Origin of the sequence: Pseudomonas sp. zfem002, assembly GCF_032621685.1 — a bacterium.
In the GTDB taxonomy this organism is placed as follows: domain Bacteria; phylum Pseudomonadota; class Gammaproteobacteria; order Pseudomonadales; family Pseudomonadaceae; genus Aquipseudomonas; species Aquipseudomonas japonica.
The window spans coordinates 71794-92946 of sequence record NZ_JAVYJH010000003.1 but is presented as its reverse complement, the minus strand read 5'-3'; the positions used below and the strand labels follow the sequence as shown (position 1 = coordinate 92946).

15 protein-coding genes are annotated in these 21153 nt (G+C 63.5%); 5 read left to right on the top strand and 10 right to left on the bottom strand.

What is annotated here, in order from left to right:
- The 6 genes from RTI28_RS06350 to RTI28_RS06325 form a co-directional block, all read right to left on the bottom strand.
- Nucleotides 1–2415 carry an efflux RND transporter permease subunit gene (locus RTI28_RS06350; protein WP_316919661.1) on the bottom strand — a complete coding sequence of 805 codons (2415 nt, stop codon included), beginning with the start codon at nucleotides 2413–2415 and terminating at the stop codon, nucleotides 1–3.
- Between the two features lie 8 nt (nucleotides 2416–2423).
- A complete protein-coding gene (locus RTI28_RS06345; protein ID WP_316919660.1) occupies nucleotides 2424–4070 on the bottom strand; it encodes a DUF1302 domain-containing protein in 1647 nt (548 codons plus the stop codon).
- A 24-nt stretch (nucleotides 4071–4094) separates the two neighbouring features.
- Nucleotides 4095–5513: a DUF1329 domain-containing protein gene (locus RTI28_RS06340; RefSeq protein WP_316919659.1), complete on the bottom strand. Its 1419-nt coding sequence runs from the start codon at nucleotides 5511–5513 to the stop codon at nucleotides 4095–4097.
- Nucleotides 5514–5984: 471 nt separating this feature from the next.
- Nucleotides 5985–6647, bottom strand: a complete 663-nt coding sequence (locus RTI28_RS06335) for a hypothetical protein (RefSeq protein WP_316919658.1) — start codon at nucleotides 6645–6647, stop codon at nucleotides 5985–5987.
- A gap of 63 nt (nucleotides 6648–6710) precedes the next feature.
- Complete coding sequence (locus RTI28_RS06330; RefSeq protein ID WP_316919657.1) at nucleotides 6711–8078, bottom strand: FAD-binding oxidoreductase; 1368 nt, start codon at nucleotides 8076–8078, stop codon at nucleotides 6711–6713.
- 143 nt (nucleotides 8079–8221) lie between these two features.
- Nucleotides 8222–9109: a phytanoyl-CoA dioxygenase family protein gene (locus RTI28_RS06325; protein ID WP_316919656.1), complete on the bottom strand. Its 888-nt coding sequence runs from the start codon at nucleotides 9107–9109 to the stop codon at nucleotides 8222–8224.
- Nucleotides 9110–9511: 402 nt separating this feature from the next.
- Here RTI28_RS06325 and RTI28_RS06320 point away from each other — a divergent pair, with 402 nt between their 5' ends.
- The 5 genes from RTI28_RS06320 to RTI28_RS06300 all read left to right on the top strand — a co-directional run bounded on the left by RTI28_RS06320 (nucleotide 9512) and on the right by RTI28_RS06300 (nucleotide 15175).
- Nucleotides 9512–10093 carry a TetR/AcrR family transcriptional regulator gene (locus RTI28_RS06320; RefSeq protein ID WP_316919655.1) on the top strand — a complete coding sequence of 194 codons (582 nt, stop codon included), beginning with the start codon at nucleotides 9512–9514 and terminating at the stop codon, nucleotides 10091–10093.
- A 318-nt stretch (nucleotides 10094–10411) separates the two neighbouring features.
- Nucleotides 10412–11935, top strand: coding sequence for an NAD(P)/FAD-dependent oxidoreductase (locus RTI28_RS06315; protein WP_316919654.1), 1524 nt, complete (start codon nucleotides 10412–10414; stop codon nucleotides 11933–11935).
- Nucleotides 11932–12807, top strand: a complete 876-nt coding sequence (locus tag RTI28_RS06310) for an alpha/beta hydrolase (RefSeq protein ID WP_316919653.1) — start codon at nucleotides 11932–11934, stop codon at nucleotides 12805–12807. The genes RTI28_RS06315 and RTI28_RS06310 overlap by 4 nt, the downstream gene beginning before the upstream one ends.
- Before the next feature lie 278 nt (nucleotides 12808–13085).
- Complete coding sequence (locus RTI28_RS06305; protein WP_316919652.1) at nucleotides 13086–14135, top strand: AraC family transcriptional regulator; 1050 nt, start codon at nucleotides 13086–13088, stop codon at nucleotides 14133–14135.
- Nucleotides 14126–15175, top strand: coding sequence for an AraC family transcriptional regulator (locus tag RTI28_RS06300; protein ID WP_316919651.1), 1050 nt, complete (start codon nucleotides 14126–14128; stop codon nucleotides 15173–15175). Before RTI28_RS06305 ends, RTI28_RS06300 begins: the two co-directional genes overlap by 10 nt.
- A gap of 306 nt (nucleotides 15176–15481) precedes the next feature.
- Here RTI28_RS06300 and RTI28_RS06295 read toward each other — a convergent pair whose 3' ends face one another.
- The 4 genes from RTI28_RS06295 to RTI28_RS06280 form a co-directional block, all read right to left on the bottom strand.
- Nucleotides 15482–16861, bottom strand: coding sequence for an aspartate aminotransferase family protein (locus tag RTI28_RS06295; protein WP_316919650.1), 1380 nt, complete (start codon nucleotides 16859–16861; stop codon nucleotides 15482–15484).
- 94 nt (nucleotides 16862–16955) lie between these two features.
- Entirely contained in the window at nucleotides 16956–18209 is a 1254-nt protein-coding gene (locus tag RTI28_RS06290; RefSeq protein ID WP_316919649.1) for a diaminobutyrate--2-oxoglutarate transaminase, read from the bottom strand.
- Nucleotides 18210–18280: 71 nt separating this feature from the next.
- Nucleotides 18281–19705 carry a gamma-aminobutyraldehyde dehydrogenase gene (locus RTI28_RS06285; RefSeq protein WP_316919648.1) on the bottom strand — a complete coding sequence of 475 codons (1425 nt, stop codon included), beginning with the start codon at nucleotides 19703–19705 and terminating at the stop codon, nucleotides 18281–18283.
- Between the two features lie 112 nt (nucleotides 19706–19817).
- Nucleotides 19818–21152 carry an APC family permease gene (locus RTI28_RS06280; RefSeq protein ID WP_316919647.1) on the bottom strand — a complete coding sequence of 445 codons (1335 nt, stop codon included), beginning with the start codon at nucleotides 21150–21152 and terminating at the stop codon, nucleotides 19818–19820.
- Nucleotide 21153: the final 1 nt, after the last annotated feature.

Below are 21153 nucleotides of genomic sequence, written 5' to 3'. Positions count from 1 at the left end.
TCAATGCAGCAACGCGCCGATCATGCGCACCGGACGCTTGCGCGGAAACACCCGTTCCAGCCAGACAGCGAAGGCCGGCAGCACGGTCATGGCCATGATCATGTTGACGATGAACATGAAGGCCAGCAGCTTGCCCATGTCGGCCTGGAACTTGAGGTCGGAGAATGCCCAGGTGGCCACGCCGATGGCCAGGGTGATCGCGGTGAAGATGGTGGCCACGCCCACTTCGAGCAGCGCGTACTCGACCGCCTTGGTGATCGACTGGCCATGGGCCTGGTGCAACTGCAGGCGGTTGTAGATGTAGAACGCATAGTCCACGCCGATCCCCACGGCCAGCACCATCACCGGCAAGGTGGCGATGGTCAGGCCGATCTGCAGTTCCTTCATGAACCAGTAGCCGATGAAGGTACCGATGGTCAGCGGCAGGCAGCACACCAGCACCGCGCGCAGATCGCGATAGACCACGAACACCAGCAAGGCGATGGCGGCGTAGACGTACAGCAGCATCGGCGTCTCGCTCTTCTCCACCTCTTCGTTGATGGCGGCCAGGACCCCGGCGTTGCCCGAGGCCAGACGCACCGAAACGCCCGGCAGCGGATACTCGCTGCGGAACGCCTTGGCCGCTTCGACCACCTTGTTGATCGTGGTGGCCTTGTGGTCGGCCAGGTACAGGTGCACGGCGGTCATGCTGCAGTCGACGCGCATCAGTCCGGGCGTGCGCGCGACCTCGGTGGCCAGCGCGGCGTAGTTCAGCGGATCGATGGGCACCGTCGACATCTTCGGATTGCCCTCGTTGTAGCCCTCGTTGAACTGGCGCATGTTGCTCGAGAACGAGGCGACCGAGAGCACCCCGGGCACGCCCTGCATGGCCCAGACGAAACGATCCTGGTACTGGCCCAGGGCGACGTTTTCGCAGGCGACCGTGCTGCCCTCGCCGCCAGCGTCGCTGTTGACTTCGAAGACCACGCTGAGCCAGTCCAGGCCGATGTCGTAGTTGCTGGCGATGGACACCGCGTCACGGTTGAAACGCGAGTCCTCGCGCAACTCCGGCGCACCGGCCTGCAAGGTGCCGACGACGCGGTCATGGCTTTGCCAGATCGCCACCAGGAAGACCACCAGCGCGGCGCCCAGTACCCACTGCGCGTTGCGCGGCTCGGCGAGCCGGGCCAGACCGTGCAGCCAGCGGCTGCGACGCTCCCGGGAGATTTCCTGGGTGGCGGCGTAGGTGTCGCCGACCCGCAGCATCGACGCCACCAACGGCAGCATCACCAGGTTGGTGATGATCTTGAAGGCCACGCCGAGGGACGCGGTGATGGCCAGTTCGCGGACCATCGGGATCGGGATCAGCAGCAGGGTCACGAACGACACCAGGGCCGTCACCAGCGCCAGGGTGCCGGGGATCAGCAGGCCGCTGAAGCTGGAACGCGCGGCCTCCTCGGCGCTCTTGCCGATGGCGATCTCGCGCACGATGAAGTTGATCTGCTGCACGCCGTGGGAGACGCCGATGGCGAAGACCAGGAACGGCACCAGCACCGCCAGCGGATCGAGACCGTAGCCGAGCAGGCGCAGGCTACCGAACTGCCAGACCAGCGACGCCAGCGAACACACCAGCGCCAGCAGGGTGAAACGCACCGAGTGGCAGTACCAGTAGACCGCGGCCGCGGTCAGCAGCAAGGCCAGCAGGCAGAACTCCAGCACCGCCGAAGCACCGTCGGCGATATCGCCGATCTGCTTGGCGAAACCGATGATCTGCACTTCGAACTCGCCATCCTCGAACGGCTGGCGGATCTCCCGTTCCAGCACATGGTTGAAGGCGACATAGTCCAGGTGCGCACCACTGGCATCGTACTCGTTGAGTTCCACCGTGATCATCGCGCTGCTCTGATCACGGGAAACCAGGGTCCCGATAAAGCCACCCTGCGCGGTGGAGCTGGCGATCCTGCCGATGATCTGCTCATCGAGGTGCTCGGGAGAAACCGTTCCCGGCACCAGTGGATCGGCGCGGAACCCCTCCTCGGTGATCTCGTTGACAAAAGCATTGGGCGTCCACAACGAACGCACGCTGCTGCGCGATACACCCGGGAGGAAGGTAACCGCCTGGGTGACGTCGTACAGCCGCTTCAGGCCCGCGGCACTCCAGATGCTGCCATTGCGGGCCTTGACCACGAGGGTCAGGCGGTTCGCCCCGAGCAGGTCATTGCGATAGGCCTCGAATGTCTTGATGTATTCGTGACCGATCGGCAATTGCTTCTCGAAACCGGCATCCATGCGCAGTTGTACGGCGAACCAGGCCATGACCAGGGTGAAAACGGCCAGGATCGCCAGCACCAGCCGGCGATGCCCGAACAAGACCCCCTCGACGCGCGACAGCAAGCCGCGCGCCGGGGTTTCAGATAGCTTTACGGAACCGTTCACAGCAGGCCTCACAAGGTACGGGAGATCGCGACACCGACATAATCGCGGTCACGGTACAGCTGGTCGTAAGGGGTATCACCGCCCATGAACGTCGCGTAGTTCAGCGAGATCTGCCAACTGGCCGGATTTCGCACGAAGTTCAGGTAGAGGTTCATGCTGCTGGCGTCTTCGGTGAAGGTCGCGGCCAGGTTGGGCGTGCGCCCGCCCAGGGAGCGCGAATAGAAGACACCCGGGGTCACTTGCCAGCCCGGCAGCAAGGTGCCGTCGTAGGTGAAGCTCAGGTCCAGGTTGACCCCCGACGAGGTCTTGTCGCCATGCGCGCGGGGCGCGGTCGTCGGATCCAGCTGCCAGGTGTTGAGACCGGCCGCGAGTGGTTCGCCGTTGTACTCGTCATGCAGGCCCGGGTACTTGATGACCACCAGTTCGCTCAGCAAGGTACCGGTGCTGGCGCCAAGGAAGTCGAGAAGGTCCGGGGAGTTGGACGGGGTGAAGCTGTACAGGCCGGTCAGGTGCCACTGGAACTTCTTCTCGTCCTTCCAGCATTTGCCGCCATTGTTGGTGCACAGGTCGATGACCGGGTTGAGCGCTACCGAGTCCTTCGGACGGTACGACAGCTCCGTGCCGACGGCCCAGTCGCCGATCGGCATGTTGGCGCTGATGCCGTACAGCATGCGGTCTTCCTGGTAGCGCCAGACCGGCGCCGCGGCGAAAGTGGCCGGATCGAGGATGTCCACGCTCAACGACGGCAGCTTGTCGTGATAACGCATCACGTAGAAGCCGTAGTTGACGTCACTGTCCTCCGGCTGCCAGCGCAACGAGAGACCCCACTGGCCGCTGTCGCGGGCATCCTTGTCGGAGTAGCCGTAGTCCTTCTTGCCCTCGCCGAGCCCGGTCGTCGTGGACCAGTAGCTGCCCACCGGCGGCAATTCGCTCTTGTTCCAGCGGAACTGGTAGTAGGCCTCGATGTTCACCCCGGAGCCCAGGCCCGAGGCGACGCTGATCATCGGCGCCGGCAGCACCGCTTCCTTGAGCTGCACGCCGGGGCGCGCCAGGGCCTGCATATCGTAGGCGTTGGTGTTGTTGATGCCGCCCTGCACGAACAGGCTTTCGCCCCAGTTGATCACCTGGTTACCCAGGCGGGCACGGACGCGCTGGTCGCCCACGTCGAAGCTCTTGCTCACCCACAGGTCGAGCAGGCGGGTCTTGAACTTGAGGTCATCGCGGGCGTCGTCGCTGAGGCCGTCGCTGCCGACGCTCTCGGGGGTGTAGAACGACTGCGTGCCGGTGGTGTCGGTGGCGGCGAAGTCGCGGATCCAGGTGCCACGCGCCATGAAGGTGTAGTCGTCGGGCAGCTTCAGCAACAGCTCGTGGGTGCCCTTGAGGTAGTTGGTGAACATATCGCCGCGGTCGTAGTTCAGGTCGCCCTGGTCGCCTATGCCCGAGGTCTGTGCCAGGCAGCCGGAGGGCGCGTTGTGCCCGCTGACGCCCTGGTTGATCAGGTTGCAGCCCCGCGATTCCGTACGCAGTCCCATGCCTACGGCGATCGTCGAGTCGAACGAACCCTGGATGTTTTCGGTTTCAAATGTGAACCCCATTGCCAACGGGGTTGCGCACGCGATGACAAGGCCTGACGCTTTCGTAATTATTCTTTTCATGTTGGCTCTCGATCTGACGTCGTTTTAGCGTTCGCTCATGGCTCGCAGGTTGTCGGAAGTGAAGAAGTCACGTTTCAGGCGCGGACTGCCGGTGTCCTCGACGAGCCAGCGGATATCGTTCTTGCCTGCGCCGACCGAAGTCATGTCGAACAGGTAGCGGCCATCCGCCAGGTTGTACTGGACCTGGGCCTGCACGTCGCAAGCGCCCGTTTCGTACACCGGGATCGAGAAACCTTCGCGCACTTTCCAGATCTGCCCTTGCTTGTCGTAGTCGACCGCGACCAGCGGGTTCCAGCTGTCCTCATCGATGTAGAACATGCGTTTCGGCGCCTGGTGGCGCATGCCCTGGCGAACGTTGGCCTCGACCACCCAGACGCGATGCAGCTCGTAGCGGCGCGCCTGCGGGGCCAGCGAATCGTTGCCGGCGAAGGCTTCTACCTTGGCCCCGGTGTCATAGGCGCCGAAGTCGTTGTAAGGCACCAGCAGTTCCTGCTTGCCCACCAGTTTCCAGTCGAAACGGTCCATCGCGCCGAAGAACACGTTCGCTTCATCGACGGTGTACTGGTTGTCCAGGCCGATCTGCGGCGCGTCGTAGGAATACGACGGCATGCGCCGTACGCGACGCTGACCCGGGAAGTAGTAGAAGCTCGTCGCCTGTTCGCCGGCGACGGCGGTCTGCACTGCGGATTGACCGGCCAGCGCGGCGGGTTCCTGGAAGCTGAAGAAGGTGGCGTTTTCCAGGCGACCGTAGGACGAGAACAGCGAACTGCCTTTTTTACCCCAGGGGGTGTAGAAGAACGTGTCCGTCGACTGACGCAGCCATTCGCCGCCCTTGCGTGGCGAAATCCCGGAAATGCTCCGCGGGATTTCCACGCCGGTACCGCGATAGCGCATCTTCATGTTCCACATCACCTCGGCACCGTTGCCCGGCATCGGGAACGGGACACCCGGCACATGCGCCTCCTCGAGGGCGAGCCCGGCGGCATCGAGCTTGGCGAAGCCAACGTTCTGCCGGGTGTTGTCCACCACGAAGTCAGGCGCGCTGCAGGTACGCCGGGTCGGATAGACCTCCATGCGATAGCCCGGCACTTTCTTGAACAGCTCGAGCTGACCGGGGGCAAGCTTGCTCGCGTACTGCGCGACATTGTTCGAGTCGATGCTGTACAGCGGCTTGTCGCCCTTGAACTTCCAGTGATCACCGCGGACCTGGCCGTAACTCCATCCCGCCCCTTGTGGACCAGGCTGGGTCCAGGCCGGAATGTCCCCACTGGAACTTGCCGCGACCTCACCGCCCAGAGGGGTCAGTTGCGAACCCAGCGCCTCGGGGCCAGTCGCGGCCTGCACCGAGCAGATCGTGGACGACGCCACGATGCTCACGAGCAGTTGCCTGATCACACGGCGGGCGGACACTTCACCTTCCAGCCGTTCAGTCACTTCTTTCATTGGAGGATCCTCAAACAATGGGCCTTGACCGGTGGCTGTACCTTCCCTGGAGGAAGAGTCAGCGCCCGTCACTTCTCTTGGTCACCTGACCTGATCAACTGACCATGTCACTCGATCAAGACGCAAGCCATATGCCAGAATCGCTTTTCGTTTAATTTATCCTTTAAAATCAATAACTTATATATCCGACCCAGGAGTTGATCTGGCACAGCCCTGCCCCATCATGGGAATTAAGGAAACATGTGTTACCAGGCGATGCCTGCTCATGGGGCGCTGTAACCCGGCCAAGGCAAGCGCATCGGGTTGTTACCTCACGCATTTGAGTCTAGTTGTGTCACAGGCGAAGGCATGGCAGGCCGCCCCCGAATGCCAGGCATAAAAAAACCGCCCCGAGGGGCGGTGGAAAAATGCAGGCCGAGGCCCGCCATGGAGTTGCGCGTCGAAACGAACAGTTGGCCATTCGCCCCGGCGTCAGCGGGAATGCGCGAAAGTGTGCGCGGTGCTTGCCTGCGAGCGCTCCAGCGCCGTGTAGGCGTAGTACAACTGCACGATCGAATAGGCCCAGGTCAGCAGGGCGTAGGTCATGAAGATCAGCTTGGTGTCATCGCCCGGAATCGGGAAGAAATCATTGCGGATCGCGATGGTCAGCCCCGCTACCCCGCCCACGATCGTGGTCAGGACGTGGAAGAACTCCCTGGCCCGCGCCAGGCGCCAGATGAAGCAGCAGAGGTACAGGGTGTAGAGCGACCACATGACCAGATAGAAGTACGGCAGTGGCGCCTTGAAGGCATCGGAAAGGTGGTAGACGAATGTCGCGGCAAAGCCACCGACGAACAGGACGATGTCCGTTGCGCGAGAGGGCCGGTAGCCGTGGGTGAGCGCCATCAGGCCGAGGGTCGCGATGATCGGTACGCCAACGCCGCGGGAGAAGGCATCGAGAAACAGCGCGATGTCGTAGTTCAATTGCCAGCCCGTGGCGATGAACGTGGTGAAGTTGGAGGCGGAGATACCCACGATGAGGAATTCAAGGCCCAGCAGGTAATTGTTTCTCCTGATGAACGCCACGCCATAAAACAACCCGGAAATGACCAGGGCAATGCATGCAAGCAGGGCAAATAAATCTCTCGGTTCCACGATGACAGCCTCTAGGGATAGAAAATCGGCGAATGCCTTGTCGCAACTGCGCGAAGATCGCGCTCAGCCGTTCAAGACATTGTCTTTACGCACTTTCTTGTTGGTCCATGAATCGAACAGCTTGGCGGTCGCCAGGGCGGACTTCATCGCGCACCACTGGAAGGGCTCGGGCAGCATGGACGGCGTCTTGTGCTGCATGGCCGCGAACAACTCCGGCGCTTCTCCGCTGATCTGCGCGGCGAGCAGCGCACCCATCAGCGACTGCGAGGCCAGGCCATGCCCTGAACACCCCGCGGAATAGAAAATGTTCTGTTTGGCCCCGGTCGTACCGACCACCGGCAGCGCGTCATAGGCCGCGCTGATGTAGCCGCTCCAGCAGTGCTGGATGCCCAGCCCCTGCAACATCGGGAAGCGCTCGCGCAGCCCTTGGGCCAGGGCGGCGTAGGCATTGTGATCCGGAATGTTGGGGGTCTTCGAACCGTACACATAATTCAGCTGCTTGGTGGTCAGCACCATCGTGTCATGCGCGGTCAGGCGGTGGCTCTCCATGGTGAAGTGCGGAGTGATCAGCCCCTCCCGCCCCTTCCAGTCCAGGGACGCCAACTGCTTGGCCGACAGCGGCTGGGTTTCGATCGCCGACACCCGAATCGGTGCGACCTTGTTGCGCAGCAGCCCAAGTTGGGGCGTATAGGCGTTGGTAGCCAGGAGCATGACCGGGGCGGTCGCGCTGCCCAGCGCGGTCTTGCAGGTGATCACCGGGCCTTCGCTGTAGGACAGCAGCGGCGTGCGTTCGTACAGCCTGACCCCCGCCTTGAGCGCGGCACGGCGCAGGGCGCCGACGTACTTGCCGGGATTCAGGGTGCCGCCGCGCTGCTCGCTGCCGAACAGGAACGCTGGCGGAATACCACGGGCGCGCATTTCCGCGGCGTCGACAAAGCGTGTCGACGAGCCCAGCTTCTCGCCCAACTGCATATTCGCGCGCAGGCGTTTTTCCTGGCTGGGATGGACAGCGGCGCGGATGATCCCCGAAGGGTTGTAGTCACACTCGATACCCAGCGCGTTGAAACGCCCTTCCACATAGGTGACCCCCACGTCGTAGAGGCTGACGAACTGTCGTGCCTGCTCCAGGCCCACGCGCTTGATGAAGAGATCGAACTCGATGCCCATACTGCCGAGGAGATAGCCGGCATTGCGGCCGCTGGCACCGAAGCCGCAGAACTCCTGCTCCAGGAGGATGACACTGGCACCACGCGCCGCCAGTTCCAGGGCCGCCGAGAGACCGGCAAAGCCGCCGCCGACCACGATCACGTCAGCATGTTCATGACCTTTCAGCTCCGGTTGCAGGTCGAGCGGACGCTCGACCCAGCCGCCAAGGCTGCGAAACCTCATCACGCCAGAATCGCCGAGGGCCACTTTGTTTGACATTTCCATTCACACCACTCCTACGTGGGCTCTGTGAACATTCCGCATGCATGAGCATTGCAGCGGACACGACATCGCCCGCATGAGGAAGATCGGCAGTGCAGTTGTTTACTGATCGACTGGGAAAGCCCCGGTCGATCGATTCGATAAAGTCAGAAATCCTTGCCCGGCTCGGTGAAGGACGGCATGTCGAGAAGCGCTTGCGGGTCGCGCATCTGGCCATCGATTTCCACCCAGCCCAGCAACGTCGAGCTCGAACTCCAGCCCAGCAGGCGCTGCATCTGCGCCGGCAACTGGCGCACGCGCTCGATGGGCAGGGACAGGTAGTGGTTCTCCTCCAGGCGCAGGAAGGCCAGGTCGTAGGCCATCGTCAGGCCCGTGCGGGGGGCCGCCGAGGTGTTGGCGCCACCACCGTGGTACACCGAACCCATCCACAGCAGCGCCGAGCCCGCCTTCATTTCCGCCGGAATGGTTTCTTCCTGGGTCGGCATGCGCTCGTCATCCCATTGGTGACTTCCGGGAATGACCCGGGTCGCGCCGTTCTCCTCGGTGAAGTCGGAAACCGCCAGCATCATCTGCAGGCGCGCCTCGCGGCCATATTGCGGGTGGCGCCAGAGCGAAGTGGCATCGTCGCGGTGCAGCGGCTGCAGGCCCTGCCCCGGACCGATCTGGATGGCCTGGGTGATGCTGAGCTGAATGTCCGGTGCGACCTCGACGCGCTCGCTGCCTACCCAGACATGGGTCGGGGTCTGCAGTATCTGCCTGGCCGATTCGAGAAACAGTGGATCCAGGGCCACGTCCACCGCCGTGTCGCTGCGCCCGATAATGCGCGCCACACGCCGGGTCTGGGTGCCTGCGAAGTACGGATCGACACCGCAGGGGGTCACGTTCAGATAGCGGTCCAGCTCCTCGGCGAGGGTGGCCAGGGTCTGTTGCGAGACGAAGTCGGCAATGACCACGGCGCCGTCCCGCCGGATGATCTCCACCACCTGCTCGATAGGCGTGTCGCGGCTTACCGTCGAGAGTTTTTGCGTGTTCATCGGTTTCCTACCCCTGTGTGTCGTGGTTCTGTGGTTCTGGTCATTAGACATGATCAGTTGACCAAGTCATTTGAACAAGGCAATTTACGTGCCTATCGAACCGAGTGCTGCAAAAACACGCGCGAATGCGTGGTCGGGAGTGGAATTACCTGGCGCTGGTGATACCGATATACCCATGCACAGCGGACTACCGTGCCCTGCAAAGGATGGTTTCGGGAATTAACGAAACAGTAACGAATCCGGCGCACGCCACGAACGCAACCGCTGTGGCATGCCCCACACCGACGCGCTGCGCGCAATCGCAGCGGCTCATGGATTGGGGAACGACCATGCGTTAGCATTCATCAGCATCGACGCCGTACCAGTTGGCTGGCGGCAACACTGAATAAGGAGTACGCCTTTATGGCTCGAATGGGCGCAGAACTGCGCAGACAAGACTTCATTGAAGCCACCGTGAAGGTGATCGCCGAACATGGGATAGCCAACGCCACTACCCGTCGTATCGCCGCGGCAGCGGATTCTCCCCTGGCGTCGCTGCACTATGTTTTCCACACCAAGGACGAGTTGTTCTATGCGGTCTACGAATCGCTGATCAACATGCCCCAGGAGTCGCTGCAGCACGTTCCCAAGGGCACCACGGCGGCGGAATCGGTCGCCGAGATGCTGCGTCAGTTGGTCAACTGGTTCACCGACCACCCTGAACTGGCGACGACACAGTTCGAGCTGTTCTTCTGGAACCTGCGCAACAACCCGGAAATGGCAACCAAGATCTACACGGTTTCCGTCCAGGCCACCGAACAGGCCATCGCCAAGGTCGCCGGCGCCCAGCTTGATCCGGTGCAACTGACGACCGTCAGCCGCCTGCTGATCAATCTGTTCGACGGCCTGCTGCTCGCCTGGTCCGCCCATGGCGACCACGAGCGCCTGGAAAACGAAACCGAGACCGCCTGCCAGGCAGTGAAACTGCTGGTGGCCAGCTACTGAGACAACGTCCGCCGGCACCCTGCGCGGTGCCGGACGAAAGCAACTCGACGAGCCGAACGCCGGCTCGTCCGACAGCAGCATCAGCGCCCTCCCCCGCGCACCGGGAACCTCGCTCCCACCCCCTCGCGCAAGCGCCTGGCCTGACCCGATAACCGCCCCCGCCCCCCGCTCCGCACTGGCATTTGGTGCAAATTGTCCCAAAGCGATAGCAAACGTGTGCAATTTGCACCTTGCATCGCCCGATCCGGCAATTCTATGCTTATATCAAGCGATCAAGTCACTTGACCAAGTCTCTATAACACAACAATAGGAGGCGACATGTCCTCACACAATGCTCTTCCCGTTGAGCCGCTCGATATCCTGATCATTGGCGCCGGTGTTTCTGGCATTGGTGCGGCGGCCTACCTGCGACGCAACCAGCCAAACAAGACCTTCGCGATTCTTGAGTCCCGCGAGCGAATGGGCGGCACCTGGGACCTGTTCCGTTATCCCGGCATCCGTTCCGACTCGGACCTGTTCACTTTCGGTTTCGACTTCAAGCCCTGGACCAAGGCCAAGTCCCTGGCAGACGCCGCGGATATTCTCGAATACCTGCGCGAAGCCATCGACGAGTACGCCCTGGACCCCTACATCCAGTACCAGCAGAAAGTCGTCTCGGCCAACTGGCAGAGCGACAAGGGCCTGTGGGCGGTGCAGATCGAGGATGGCAGGACCACTGAAACCCGCACCGTCGAATGCCGCTGGCTGTTCAGCGCGGGCGGCTATTACCGCTACGACCAGGGTTTCAGCCCACGCTTCGAAGGCGCCGAGCAATTCAAGGGGCAGATCGTCCATCCCCAGCACTGGCCGGAAGACCTGGACTACAGCGGCAAGCGGGTGGTAGTGATCGGCAGCGGCGCCACCGCCGTGACCCTGATCCCGGCCATGGTCGACAAGGTGGCCAGCATCACCATGCTGCAGCGCACCCCGTCGTACATCATCAACCAGCCGGCCAACGATTCCGTCGCCGCGTTCCTGCGCAAGATCTTCCCGGCGCAGACCGCGTATTCGCTGACACGCTACAAGAACGCCAAGATCACCCTGGCATTCTGGGCGTTCTGCCAGCGCTTCCCGAAACTTTCGCGCAAATTGCTGCTCTGGCTGACCAAAAAGGAATTGCCGAAAGACTACCCGGTGGACGTCCACTTCAACCCGCCGTACAACCCCTGGGACCAGCGCCTGTGCACCGTTCCCGAGGGCGACCTGTTCAAGGCGATCAGTGCCGGCCGGGCGAACATCGTCACCGACCATATCGACCGCTTCACCGAGTCGGGCGTGCGTCTGAAATCCGGCAAGGAACTGAAGGCGGACATCATCATCACCGCCACCGGCCTCAACGTGCAGCTGTTCGGCGGCATCGCCCTGCACAAGGACGGCAAACCGGTCGTGTACAGCCAGAGCCTGGCCTACAAGGGCATGATGCTCTCCGGCGTGCCCAACTTCGCCTTCGCGGTGGGCTACACCAACTCCTCGTGGACCCTGAAAGTCTGCCTGCTGTGCGATCACTTCTGTCGCCTGCTCGACTACATGGACAAGAAAGGCCACAACGTCTGCGAACCCAAGGCGCCAGCGGGAATCGAAACCCGTCCGCTGCTGGACTTCGGCGCCGGCTACGTGCAGCGCGCGCTGGACGGCATGCCACGGCAGGGGCCGGCCGAACCCTGGGTGATGTCGATGGACTACTTCCGTGACGTCAAACTGCTGCGCAAAGGCGAGGTCGCCAACCCCAGCCTGATGTTCAGCGCAGTCCCTGCGAGTCGCCAGCACAACGGCGTCGAACTGCAGAAGAGCAGCCGGCGATGAGTATCGATCGGTTCTGCGAGCTGCCTGGCGAGCGCCAGCTGTGCTATCGCAGCCATGGGGCCGACAACGCCCCACCGGTCCTGCTCATCGTCGGCCTGGGGCTGCAGCTGACCTACTGGCCGCAGGCGTTCATCAACGGCCTGGTCGACAAGGGCTTGCGCGTCATCACCCTGGACAACCGCGACTCGGGCAGATCCTTCTTCACCCAGGTCGCGCCACCCACGGTGCTGCAGCAGTTCTTCCGCAAGCCGACCACGGGTTACGACCTGGGAGACATGGCCGCTGACGTGATCGGCCTGATGGATCACCTGCAGCTGGAAACCGCGCACGTGGTGGGCATGTCGATGGGCGGCATGATCGCCCAGACCCTCGCCGCCCGGTATCCCGGGCGGGTGAGCAGCCTCACCTCGATCTTCTCCACCACGGGTTCGCAGCGGGTAGGCCAGCCGACGTTCAAGACGATTCTGCAACTGCTGCGCCGCCCTCCACGGAACCAGCAGGAAAGCGTGCGCGACTATGTGGACATCATGCGCCTCATCGGCACGACGCTCGAATGGCATGAGCAGGCGCTGCGCGACTATGCCGCCGAGGCCTGGGAGCGCGGCGGTGGCGAGGCGAGCAACCTCGGCACCGCCAGGCAGATCGGCGCCATCATCAACTCGGGCGATCGCACCGAGGAGCTCAAGCGCATTACCTGTCCCACACTGGTCATCCATAGCGACAAGGACCTGATCGTCGCGACCAGCGGTGGGTTCGCCACCGCGGCCGCGGTGCCGGGTGCGAAGCTGGTGCTGTTGCCGGGGCTGGGTCATGACTTCCCACCCTCGCTGATCGGCACCCTGCTGTCCCTGGTGGGTGGGCACCTGCAGTAGAACGACTTCCCTTTAGGGGCGAAACGCTCATCGCCCCTCTTTTTTTACCCGGATCAGCACAGGCTGCGGTACACCAGCGGCCGGCGAAAAAGCCGATGCGTGGTCAAGCCCTCCGCCACCCACTGGCACGAACAAAAGTCTGATGCATCGAAACCAAGAAAAGCTTCACAACCTCCGCCAGAATATAGGCAAGGCCTGCAACGACCCGGCACGGATCCACGCCCCTGCAAAGCGGCATGACACTCCGCTGCCTCGATTGACGATTCGGGACTTCGCAGATGGCATCTAGTATCCGTGGCACCGCCTTGCTGGGCTTCGACGAATTTGCCTTCACCCAGGGGCTGGACTCCCGCGCCCTCCTCGCCGATTTTTCGCTCGCAGCCGTCAGCCCTGACGACCCCCTCGATACCCGCCGCTTCAACGACCTGCTCGAGTTGTGCGCGCAGCGTTCGGGCAACCCGCTGTTCGGCCTCGAGTTCGGCCTGCAGCATGGTCTGCGCGGGCTCGGCAACCTGGGTCCGCTGGCCGCCAACGCGAGCACCGTCGGCGAGGTACTGGAGGCCTTGAGTCAACCCAACCATGGCTACGGCAGCGCCGTGGAATTCCATCTCGAACGGCATGCCGACCCTGCCCGCCTGTCGTTCCAGGTCATCGACGCGGACATCCCCCGCGTACGCCAGGCGGTGGAACTGGCGGCCGGCATGACCGCGCAGCTCATGCAGCACCTGGGCAAACAGCACTGGCATCCCTCCGGTCTGCTCCTGCGCCACACCGGCGGCGGCGTGGACCTGGCGGCCTACCGGCGCCTGCTGGGGGTCACGCCACGCTTCGCCAGCCTGGAAAACGCCTGGCTGTTCGACCCGGCGTTGCTCGGCCTGCGCCTGGTCGAGCGCGATGAACGGACCACGCAATGGATGCGCCAGTTGCAGGAGGAGCTAAGCGATATCGAGCTGCACGAGCTGCCCGCCTACGTGCAGAAGCTGATACGCGGGCGCATGCTGCATGGGCGGGTCACCCTCGAACAGATCGCCACCGACCTGACGATCAGCCCGCGCACCCTGCAGCGCTACCTGATGACAGAAGGCACGAGTTTCCAGGCACTGCTCGACGACACCCGGCAAGCACTGGCCACGCGCTTCATGCGCGACTCGGCGATCAGCCTGACGCGACTGGCGGAACTGCTCGGGTACGCCCAGCTGGGTGCGTTCTCGCGGGCCTTCAGCCGCTGGCATGGGGTCAGCCCGCAGCAATGGAAACGCCAACTGCAGTGCGAACCGCTGGCCAGGCAGGAGGGCCAGTCCGCGGAGCCATCACCACCATGCCCATGACCCCTTTCGTGCGCACCATCAGCCTGATCGGCTTCCAGGAATTCGCCACCCGGCAAGGGCTCGATCCTGCGCAGATGCTCAAGCTGATCGGCCTGCCCCTGCAAAGCCTGCAGGGCGAGGACGCGCTGTATCCCTACCAGCAGTACTGCGCCCTGCTGGAGGTGTGTAGCATCCACTCGGGAAACCCGCTGTTCGGCCTGCACTACGGCCTGTTCCAGGCCTCCAGCGCCTTCGGCGACCTGCTCTTCCTGCTGCGCAATACGCATACCGTGGGTGAGGCGCTGACGGAGTTGCGCACGCACTATCGGCTGTACAACGGCGCCGCCGACATTGGCCTGGTCAGCGAAAACGGCCTGACCACCCTCAGCTACCACGTCCACCAGCCTGAAATGCCGGGTGTGCGCCAGGCGCAGGAACTGGGTTGCGCGGTGGGTATGCAACTGATGCGCTTACTGCTGGGCGCCCACTGGCTGCCCGATGAGATCCGCCTCCCCCACTCACCCGGCAGCGACCCCGAGCGCTACGTACAGGCCCTGGGCATGTCGCCGTGCTTCGACTCGGACAGTCTTGCCATGGTGTTCGCCTCCGCCTTGCTCGAACAGCCGGTCAATGCCCCGGATGATGCCGTGCATCACCTGGCGAGCCGGAAGATGGAACGTCTGGAGTCACTCTGCGCCGACGGGCTGTGCAGCCAGATCAGGCAACTGCTGCGCCACCTGCTGCCCAGCGGACGCGCCACGGCGGAGAAAGTCGCCGACATCATGGCCCTCACGCCGAACGCGCTGCGCCAGGCCATGGCCGAGGAAGGCACGTCCTTTCAACAGTTGCTGGAAGAAGTTCGCCAGGGCATGGCCCGGGAATACCTGAGCGGCCCGTCGACCAACGTGGCCGAGCTGGCAAGAATGCTCGGCTACTCCGAGGCGAGCGGTTTCTGCCGCGCCTTTCATCGCTGGTTCGGCATGAGTCCGCTGAACTGGCAGAAAACCCAGGGGGTCAAGCGCCAGCCACGTCTTCTCGGCAGACGTCGCAAGCGCTTGTAAACCCGCGCCTAGAAGCCCCTGAACACATCACCGATGCTGGCCACCGGGTGTCCGACATGGGACGCCACAGCCTGGCCGGCAACAGACGGTTTCGAGACGTAGACAGCACTCAGGAACATGGCCAGGGTCACACCGACCAATAGAAACGCAAAGCAGCGCATAGGAACCTCCAGCGGTGTTTTTATAGTTGTTATCACTGAGTGTGCTCCGCGGTGACCGCGAAAGCTTCACAAAACACGCCATTAAATGCTCTTCTGATCCGCCCCCCGGCCGTCGCGTCCTTGCGATCGTCTGGTCGTTCGCGGACTAGGCCAGTTTCTGCAGATGAGCCCAGTGCGTAGCATCGCTCAAGGTCTTCTCGAACGCCGTGAAGATGACATCGATGTCCTCCTCCGTGGTGATCAGCGGCGGGCAGAAGGCGATGGTGTCGTAGATGGCGCGGATGATCAGGCCATGCTTGTGCGCCTGCTTGAAGATGAAGCTGCCCAGCGCTCCCGGCTGCGCGAACGGTCGCTTGCTGGCCTTGTCCGCCACCAGCTCGATCCCGCCCACCAGCCCGACACCACGGATATCGCCCACCAGCGGATGGTCGGCGAAGGCCCGCAGCCGGCTCTGAAAGATCGGCGCCAGGCGCTGCACATGGCCGAGCAGATCGCGCTCCTCGATGATGCGGATGTTCTCCAGTGCGACCGCGGTGGCGACCGGGTGACTGGTGGCGGTCAAGCCATGGGCGAACGAACCGAGGCGCTCGCTCTGGCTGATCAGGACGTCATGGATCGCATCGGACACCACCAGTGCCGCCAGTGGCTGATAGGACGAGGTGAGCTGCTTGGACAGCACCAGGACATCGGGCTGGATGTCGTACAGCTCGGAGCCGAACATGGTGCCGAGACGACCGAAGCCGGTGACGATTTCGTCGATCACCAGCAGGATGTCGTAGCGTCGGCACACCGCCTGGATCGCCGCCCAGTAGCCTTTGGGCGGCGGCAGCACGCCACCCGCGGCGATCAGCGGCTCGCCGATGAACGCGGCGATGGTCTCCGGCCCTTCGGCCAGGATGTAGCGCTCCAGCTCGTTGGCCAGGCGCGCGGAAAAGTCTTCTTCGGTTTCGCCAGGCTCGGCGAACCGGTAGTAGTTCGGGCAGGTCAAGTGATGCACCGGGATCGCCGGCAGATCGAAATCGCGATGGATCCCCGGGATCCCGGTCAGACTCGCGGAAGCCACCGTGGCGCCGTGATAGGCCTGCTGCCGGGAGATGAATTTCTTCTTCGTCGGTCTGCCCAGTGCGTTGTTCATGTACCAGACGATCTTCACCACCGAGTCGTTGGCCTCGGAGCCGGAGCTGGTGAAGAACACATGGTTCAGGTCACCGGGCGCCAGCTCGGCCAGCTTGGCGGCGAGCGCGGCGGCGGGGGCGTTGGTCTTGTGGCTGAAGCTGTGGTAGTACGGCAACTGCCTGAACTGCTCGACGGCGGCATCCACCAGTCGCTGTTCACTGAAGCCCAGTGCCACGCTCCACAGCCCCGACATGGCCTCGATATAGGTATTGCCCTGGTCGTCGATGACCCGCACGCCCTCTCCCCCGGTGATCACTATCGGGCCCGTCTCACGGTGCTGGGCCAGGTTGGTGTAGGGATGGATGTGTGACGACAGATTGTTCTGAACGGTGGATTGCGGAGTACTCATTGGCGGGTTTTCCTTCCTGCGGACGGTTATCGACTGCACGGTGGCCCATGCGGCAGGTGTCTGACAGACATCGCCACACAGGGGTCCAAGGGGTTTACTGGCTCAGCGCGGCCGCGATCGACTCGCCGAACAGTTTCAGGCCCAGTTCCAGCTGGTCGGTAGGGATGTTCACCGGCGGCATCAGCTTGATCACTTCGCCGTTCGGACCGCAGCGGTCGACCAGCACACCGGCCTGCAGTACGCGCTGCTGGGCATCCTTGGCGTAGGCGACGCGACCACGACCGAAGTCGATGCCGGCGACCATGCCGCGGGCACGCGCGGAGGCGACACCCGGGATCTGCGCGAAACCGGCGACCGCCTCTTCCATCACCGCGACGTTTTTCGCCAGCAGCTTGAGGAAGCTCTCGTCACGCCAGTAGCCGAGCGCGATCTGCGCCGTCAGGAAGGCCAGCTGGTTGCCGCGGAAGGTGCCGATGTGCTCGCCGGGCTGCCACACGTCCAGCGCCGAGCGGATCAACACAATGGCCATCGGCAGGCCGAAGCCGCCGATCGATTTCGCGCAGGTCACCAGGTCCGGCTGGATGCCGGAACGTTCGAAGCCGAAGAAGTCCCCGGTACGGCCACAGCCGGCCTGGATTTCGTCGCAGATGAGAATCACGCCGTTATCGCTGGTCCACTTGCGCAGGCGCTGCAGCCACTCGTTGGACGCAGCGTACACACCCGCCTGGATCTGCACCGACTCGACGATCACCGCCGCCGGCAATTCCCAGCCGCTGCCCTGGTCGTTGGCCATGCGCTCGAGGAAGCCGATGCTGTCGAATTCGCCGTGCGGGCTGTCTTCGTAAGGCACGAAGGTCACGTCGGAGGACAGGCCGGCACCACGGCGGGTACGGTTGCCGGTGATGGCCAGGGCCCCGGCGGTCATGCCGTGGTAAGCGCCATAGAACGACACGATGCGGGTCCGCCCGGTGGCCTTGCGCGCCAGCTTCAGCGCGGCTTCGACCGCATCGGCGCCGGTCGGGCCGGTGAACTGCACCTTGTAGTCCCAGCCGCGCGGATCGAACAGGTCACGCTTGATCGATTCGAGGAAGTTGCGTTTGGTGCTGGTGTGCAGGTCGAGACCATGGGTCACGCCGTTCGCCGAAAGGTACTCGATCAGGGCGTCGCGCATGCGCGGATCGTTGTGGCCGTAGTTCAGCGCGCCGGCGCCGGCGAAGAAGTCCAGGTACTCGCGGCCGTCCTCGGCGTGGACCTTGCTGCCCAGCGCGGTATCGAATACCAGCGGCAGGTCGCGGCAGTACATCCGCACGTTGGATTCGAGCTTTTCGAACGTCTCGATGTTGTTCATGCATAACCTCTTTTCAGTGTCTGAACAGGCCCGCAGTCTTGCTTGCGGGCCTTGTCGCGGTGTCGTTGCTATCAGTGCTTGAACATCACGTGGCGCACCACGGTGTAGTCTTCCAGGCCGTAGGTGGACAGGTCCTTGCCGTAGCCGGACAGCTTCACGCCGCCATGCGGCATCTCGCTGACCAGCATGAAGTGAGTATTGATCCAGGTGCAGCCGTACTGCAGGCGAGCGGCCAGGCGGTGGGCGCGGCCGACATCGGCGGTCCACAGCGACGAGGCCAGGCCGTAGTCGGACTCGTTGGCCCAGGCCAGCACCTGCGCTTCGTCTTCGAATTCCGACACCGTCACCACCGGGCCGAAGATCTCGCGCCGCACCACTTCGTCGGCCTGGGTCGTGCCGGCCAGGACGGTAGGCTCGAAGAAGAATCCGTCACCCTCGGCACGCTTGCCGCCGGTGACCACCTCGATGTGCGGAACCTCCAGCGCACGCTTGACGAAGCCCTCGACACGCTCGAGGTGCTCGCGGGTGATCAGCGGGCCCATTTCGGTCGCCGGGTCATCCTGCAGGCCGGTCTTGATGCTGGCCACGGCTTCGCCGAACTTGCGCACGAACTGCGCATACACGCCCTTCTGCACATAGATGCGGCAGGCCGCGGTGCAGTCCTGACCGGCGTTGTAGAAACCGAAGGCGCGGATGCCCTCGACAGCGGCATCGATGTCGGCGTCGTCGAAGATCAGCACCGGCGCCTTGCCACCCAGTTCCATGTGCATGCGCTTCACGCTGTCGGCCGTGCCTTCGATGATGCGGCTGCCGGTGGCAACGGAGCCGGTCAGGGAGACCATGCGCACCTGCGGATGGCTGGTCAGTGGTTCACCCACCGAGGCACCGCGCCCGTGCACGATGTTGACCACGCCCGCGGGGAAAATCCCGGCGAGCAACTGCGCCAGCTTGAAGGTGGTCAGCGGCGTGTGCTCCGAAGGCTTCAGCACCACGGTGTTGCCCGCCGCCAGGGCCGGGCCGAGCTTCCACGCGGCCATCAGCAGCGGGTAGTTCCACGGCGCGATGGAGGCGACCACGCCTACCGCATCGCGGCGGATCATCGAGGTGTGGCCGGGGATGTACTCACCCGCCGCCGAGCCCTGCAGGCAACGCACCGCGCCGGCGAAGAAGCGGAACACGTCGGAAACCGCCGGCAGCTCGTCCTGCAGCACGGCGGTGAACGGCTTGCCGCAGTTGTCCGACTCCAGGCGGGCGAACGTCTCGGCATGGGCATCGATGCTGTCGGCCAGCTTGAGCAGGAGGGTCGCGCGGTCTTTCGGCGGGGTCTGCGACCAGCCGTCGAACGCCGCGTTCGCGCTCGCCACTGCGGCGTCGACCTGGGCGCGACTCGCCTCGCGGGTCTGCACCAGAACACTGCCCAGGGAAGGGTTGTACACCGCCAGGTTGTCGCCTTCGCCGTCCACCAGGGCGCCATTGATCAGAAGCTGGGTCTGCATATCGATTCTCGCGATTGGAGGGCAAGCCCGCGGGCTTGCCGGATGATTGTTGTCGAAGCGTTCGATTGAAAAAACGTCGCCAGGCCAGGCGCCCGCGCACCCGGCCAGCAGTTCACGGGATCAGCGGCTCAGGCACGGGACTGCGGAAGAAGCTGGTCCGGCAGGCCAGGTAGACCAGGCCCAGGCCCAGCCAGGTGCAGCCCATGATCAGGGCGTCCTTGTCCAGGCTGATCAGCATCCAGCCGGCCGTGACCAGGCCGATGAGCGGAAACAGCACGCCACCAAACACACCCGCCCCGTCCCTGGACTGCGCATCGAAGGTCAGGCGCAGCGCACAGAGGTTGACCGCAGTGAAGGCGAGGAAGGCGCCGAAGTTCACCAGCGAGGTCGCGGTGGCGATCGACATGCCGAAGCCGACGGTGCCGAAGGCGCCGCTGAGCAGGATGTTGAACACCGGCGTCTTGAAGCGCGCGCTCAGCGAACCGAAGAGCCTGCGTGGCAGCTGGTTGTCCCGACCGAGGGCATACAGCAGCCGCCCCACGCTGGCCTGGAACGACATGCCCGCAGCGAAGTGGGCGACGATGATGCCGGCCAGCACCACGGCGAAGAACAGGTCCCCACCGATGATCCGGGCGATCTCGAAGGCCGCGCCATCGATGTTGGCGAACTCCATCGACGGATGGACCAGGTGCATGAAGTACGACGAACCGACGTACACCGTGCCGCCGGTCAGCGCCACCAGCAGCATGGCCCGCGGAATGGTCCGCGTCGGGTCACGGGTTTCCTCGCTCAGCGTCGACAGCGCGTCGAAGCCGAGGAAGGAATACGCGGCGATCGCGGCACCGGCCATGGTCGTCGAGAACGGCACGTCCTGCTTGAAGAACGGTTCCACCGAGAGCAATCCGCCAGGGCCGTTGACAGCACTGACGTAGTGCCAGCAGAGCCCGATGAACATGACGATGATGGCCAGCTGGACCAGCATCAGCGTCACGTTGAAGCGGTTCGCCACCTGGATGCCGAGGACGTTCAGCAGCGTGCTGGAGACGATGAAGCCGGTGATCCAGACCCACTGCGGCACCTCCGGAAACGCCATGGCGAGGTAGCTGGCGCCGAGCAGCCAGATCAGCATCGGGATGAAGAAATAGTCGAGCAGGGCCGCCCAGCCGACCATGAACCCGAGATTCGGGCTGAGCATCTTGCGGGTGTAGAAGTAGGCCGAACCCGCGACCGGAAATACCTTGACCAGACGACCGTAGCTCAATGCCGTGAAGATCACCCCGATCGCCGCCATGGCGTAGGACATCGCCGTGGTGTTCTGGCTAGCCTGCGAGATGACCCCGTAGGTACCGAAGACGATCAATGGAGCAAGGAATGCCAGACCGAAGAGCAGAACCGAAAACGGGCCCAGGGTGCGCTTCAATGAAACGCCGGGAGTTGCTTGGCTCATG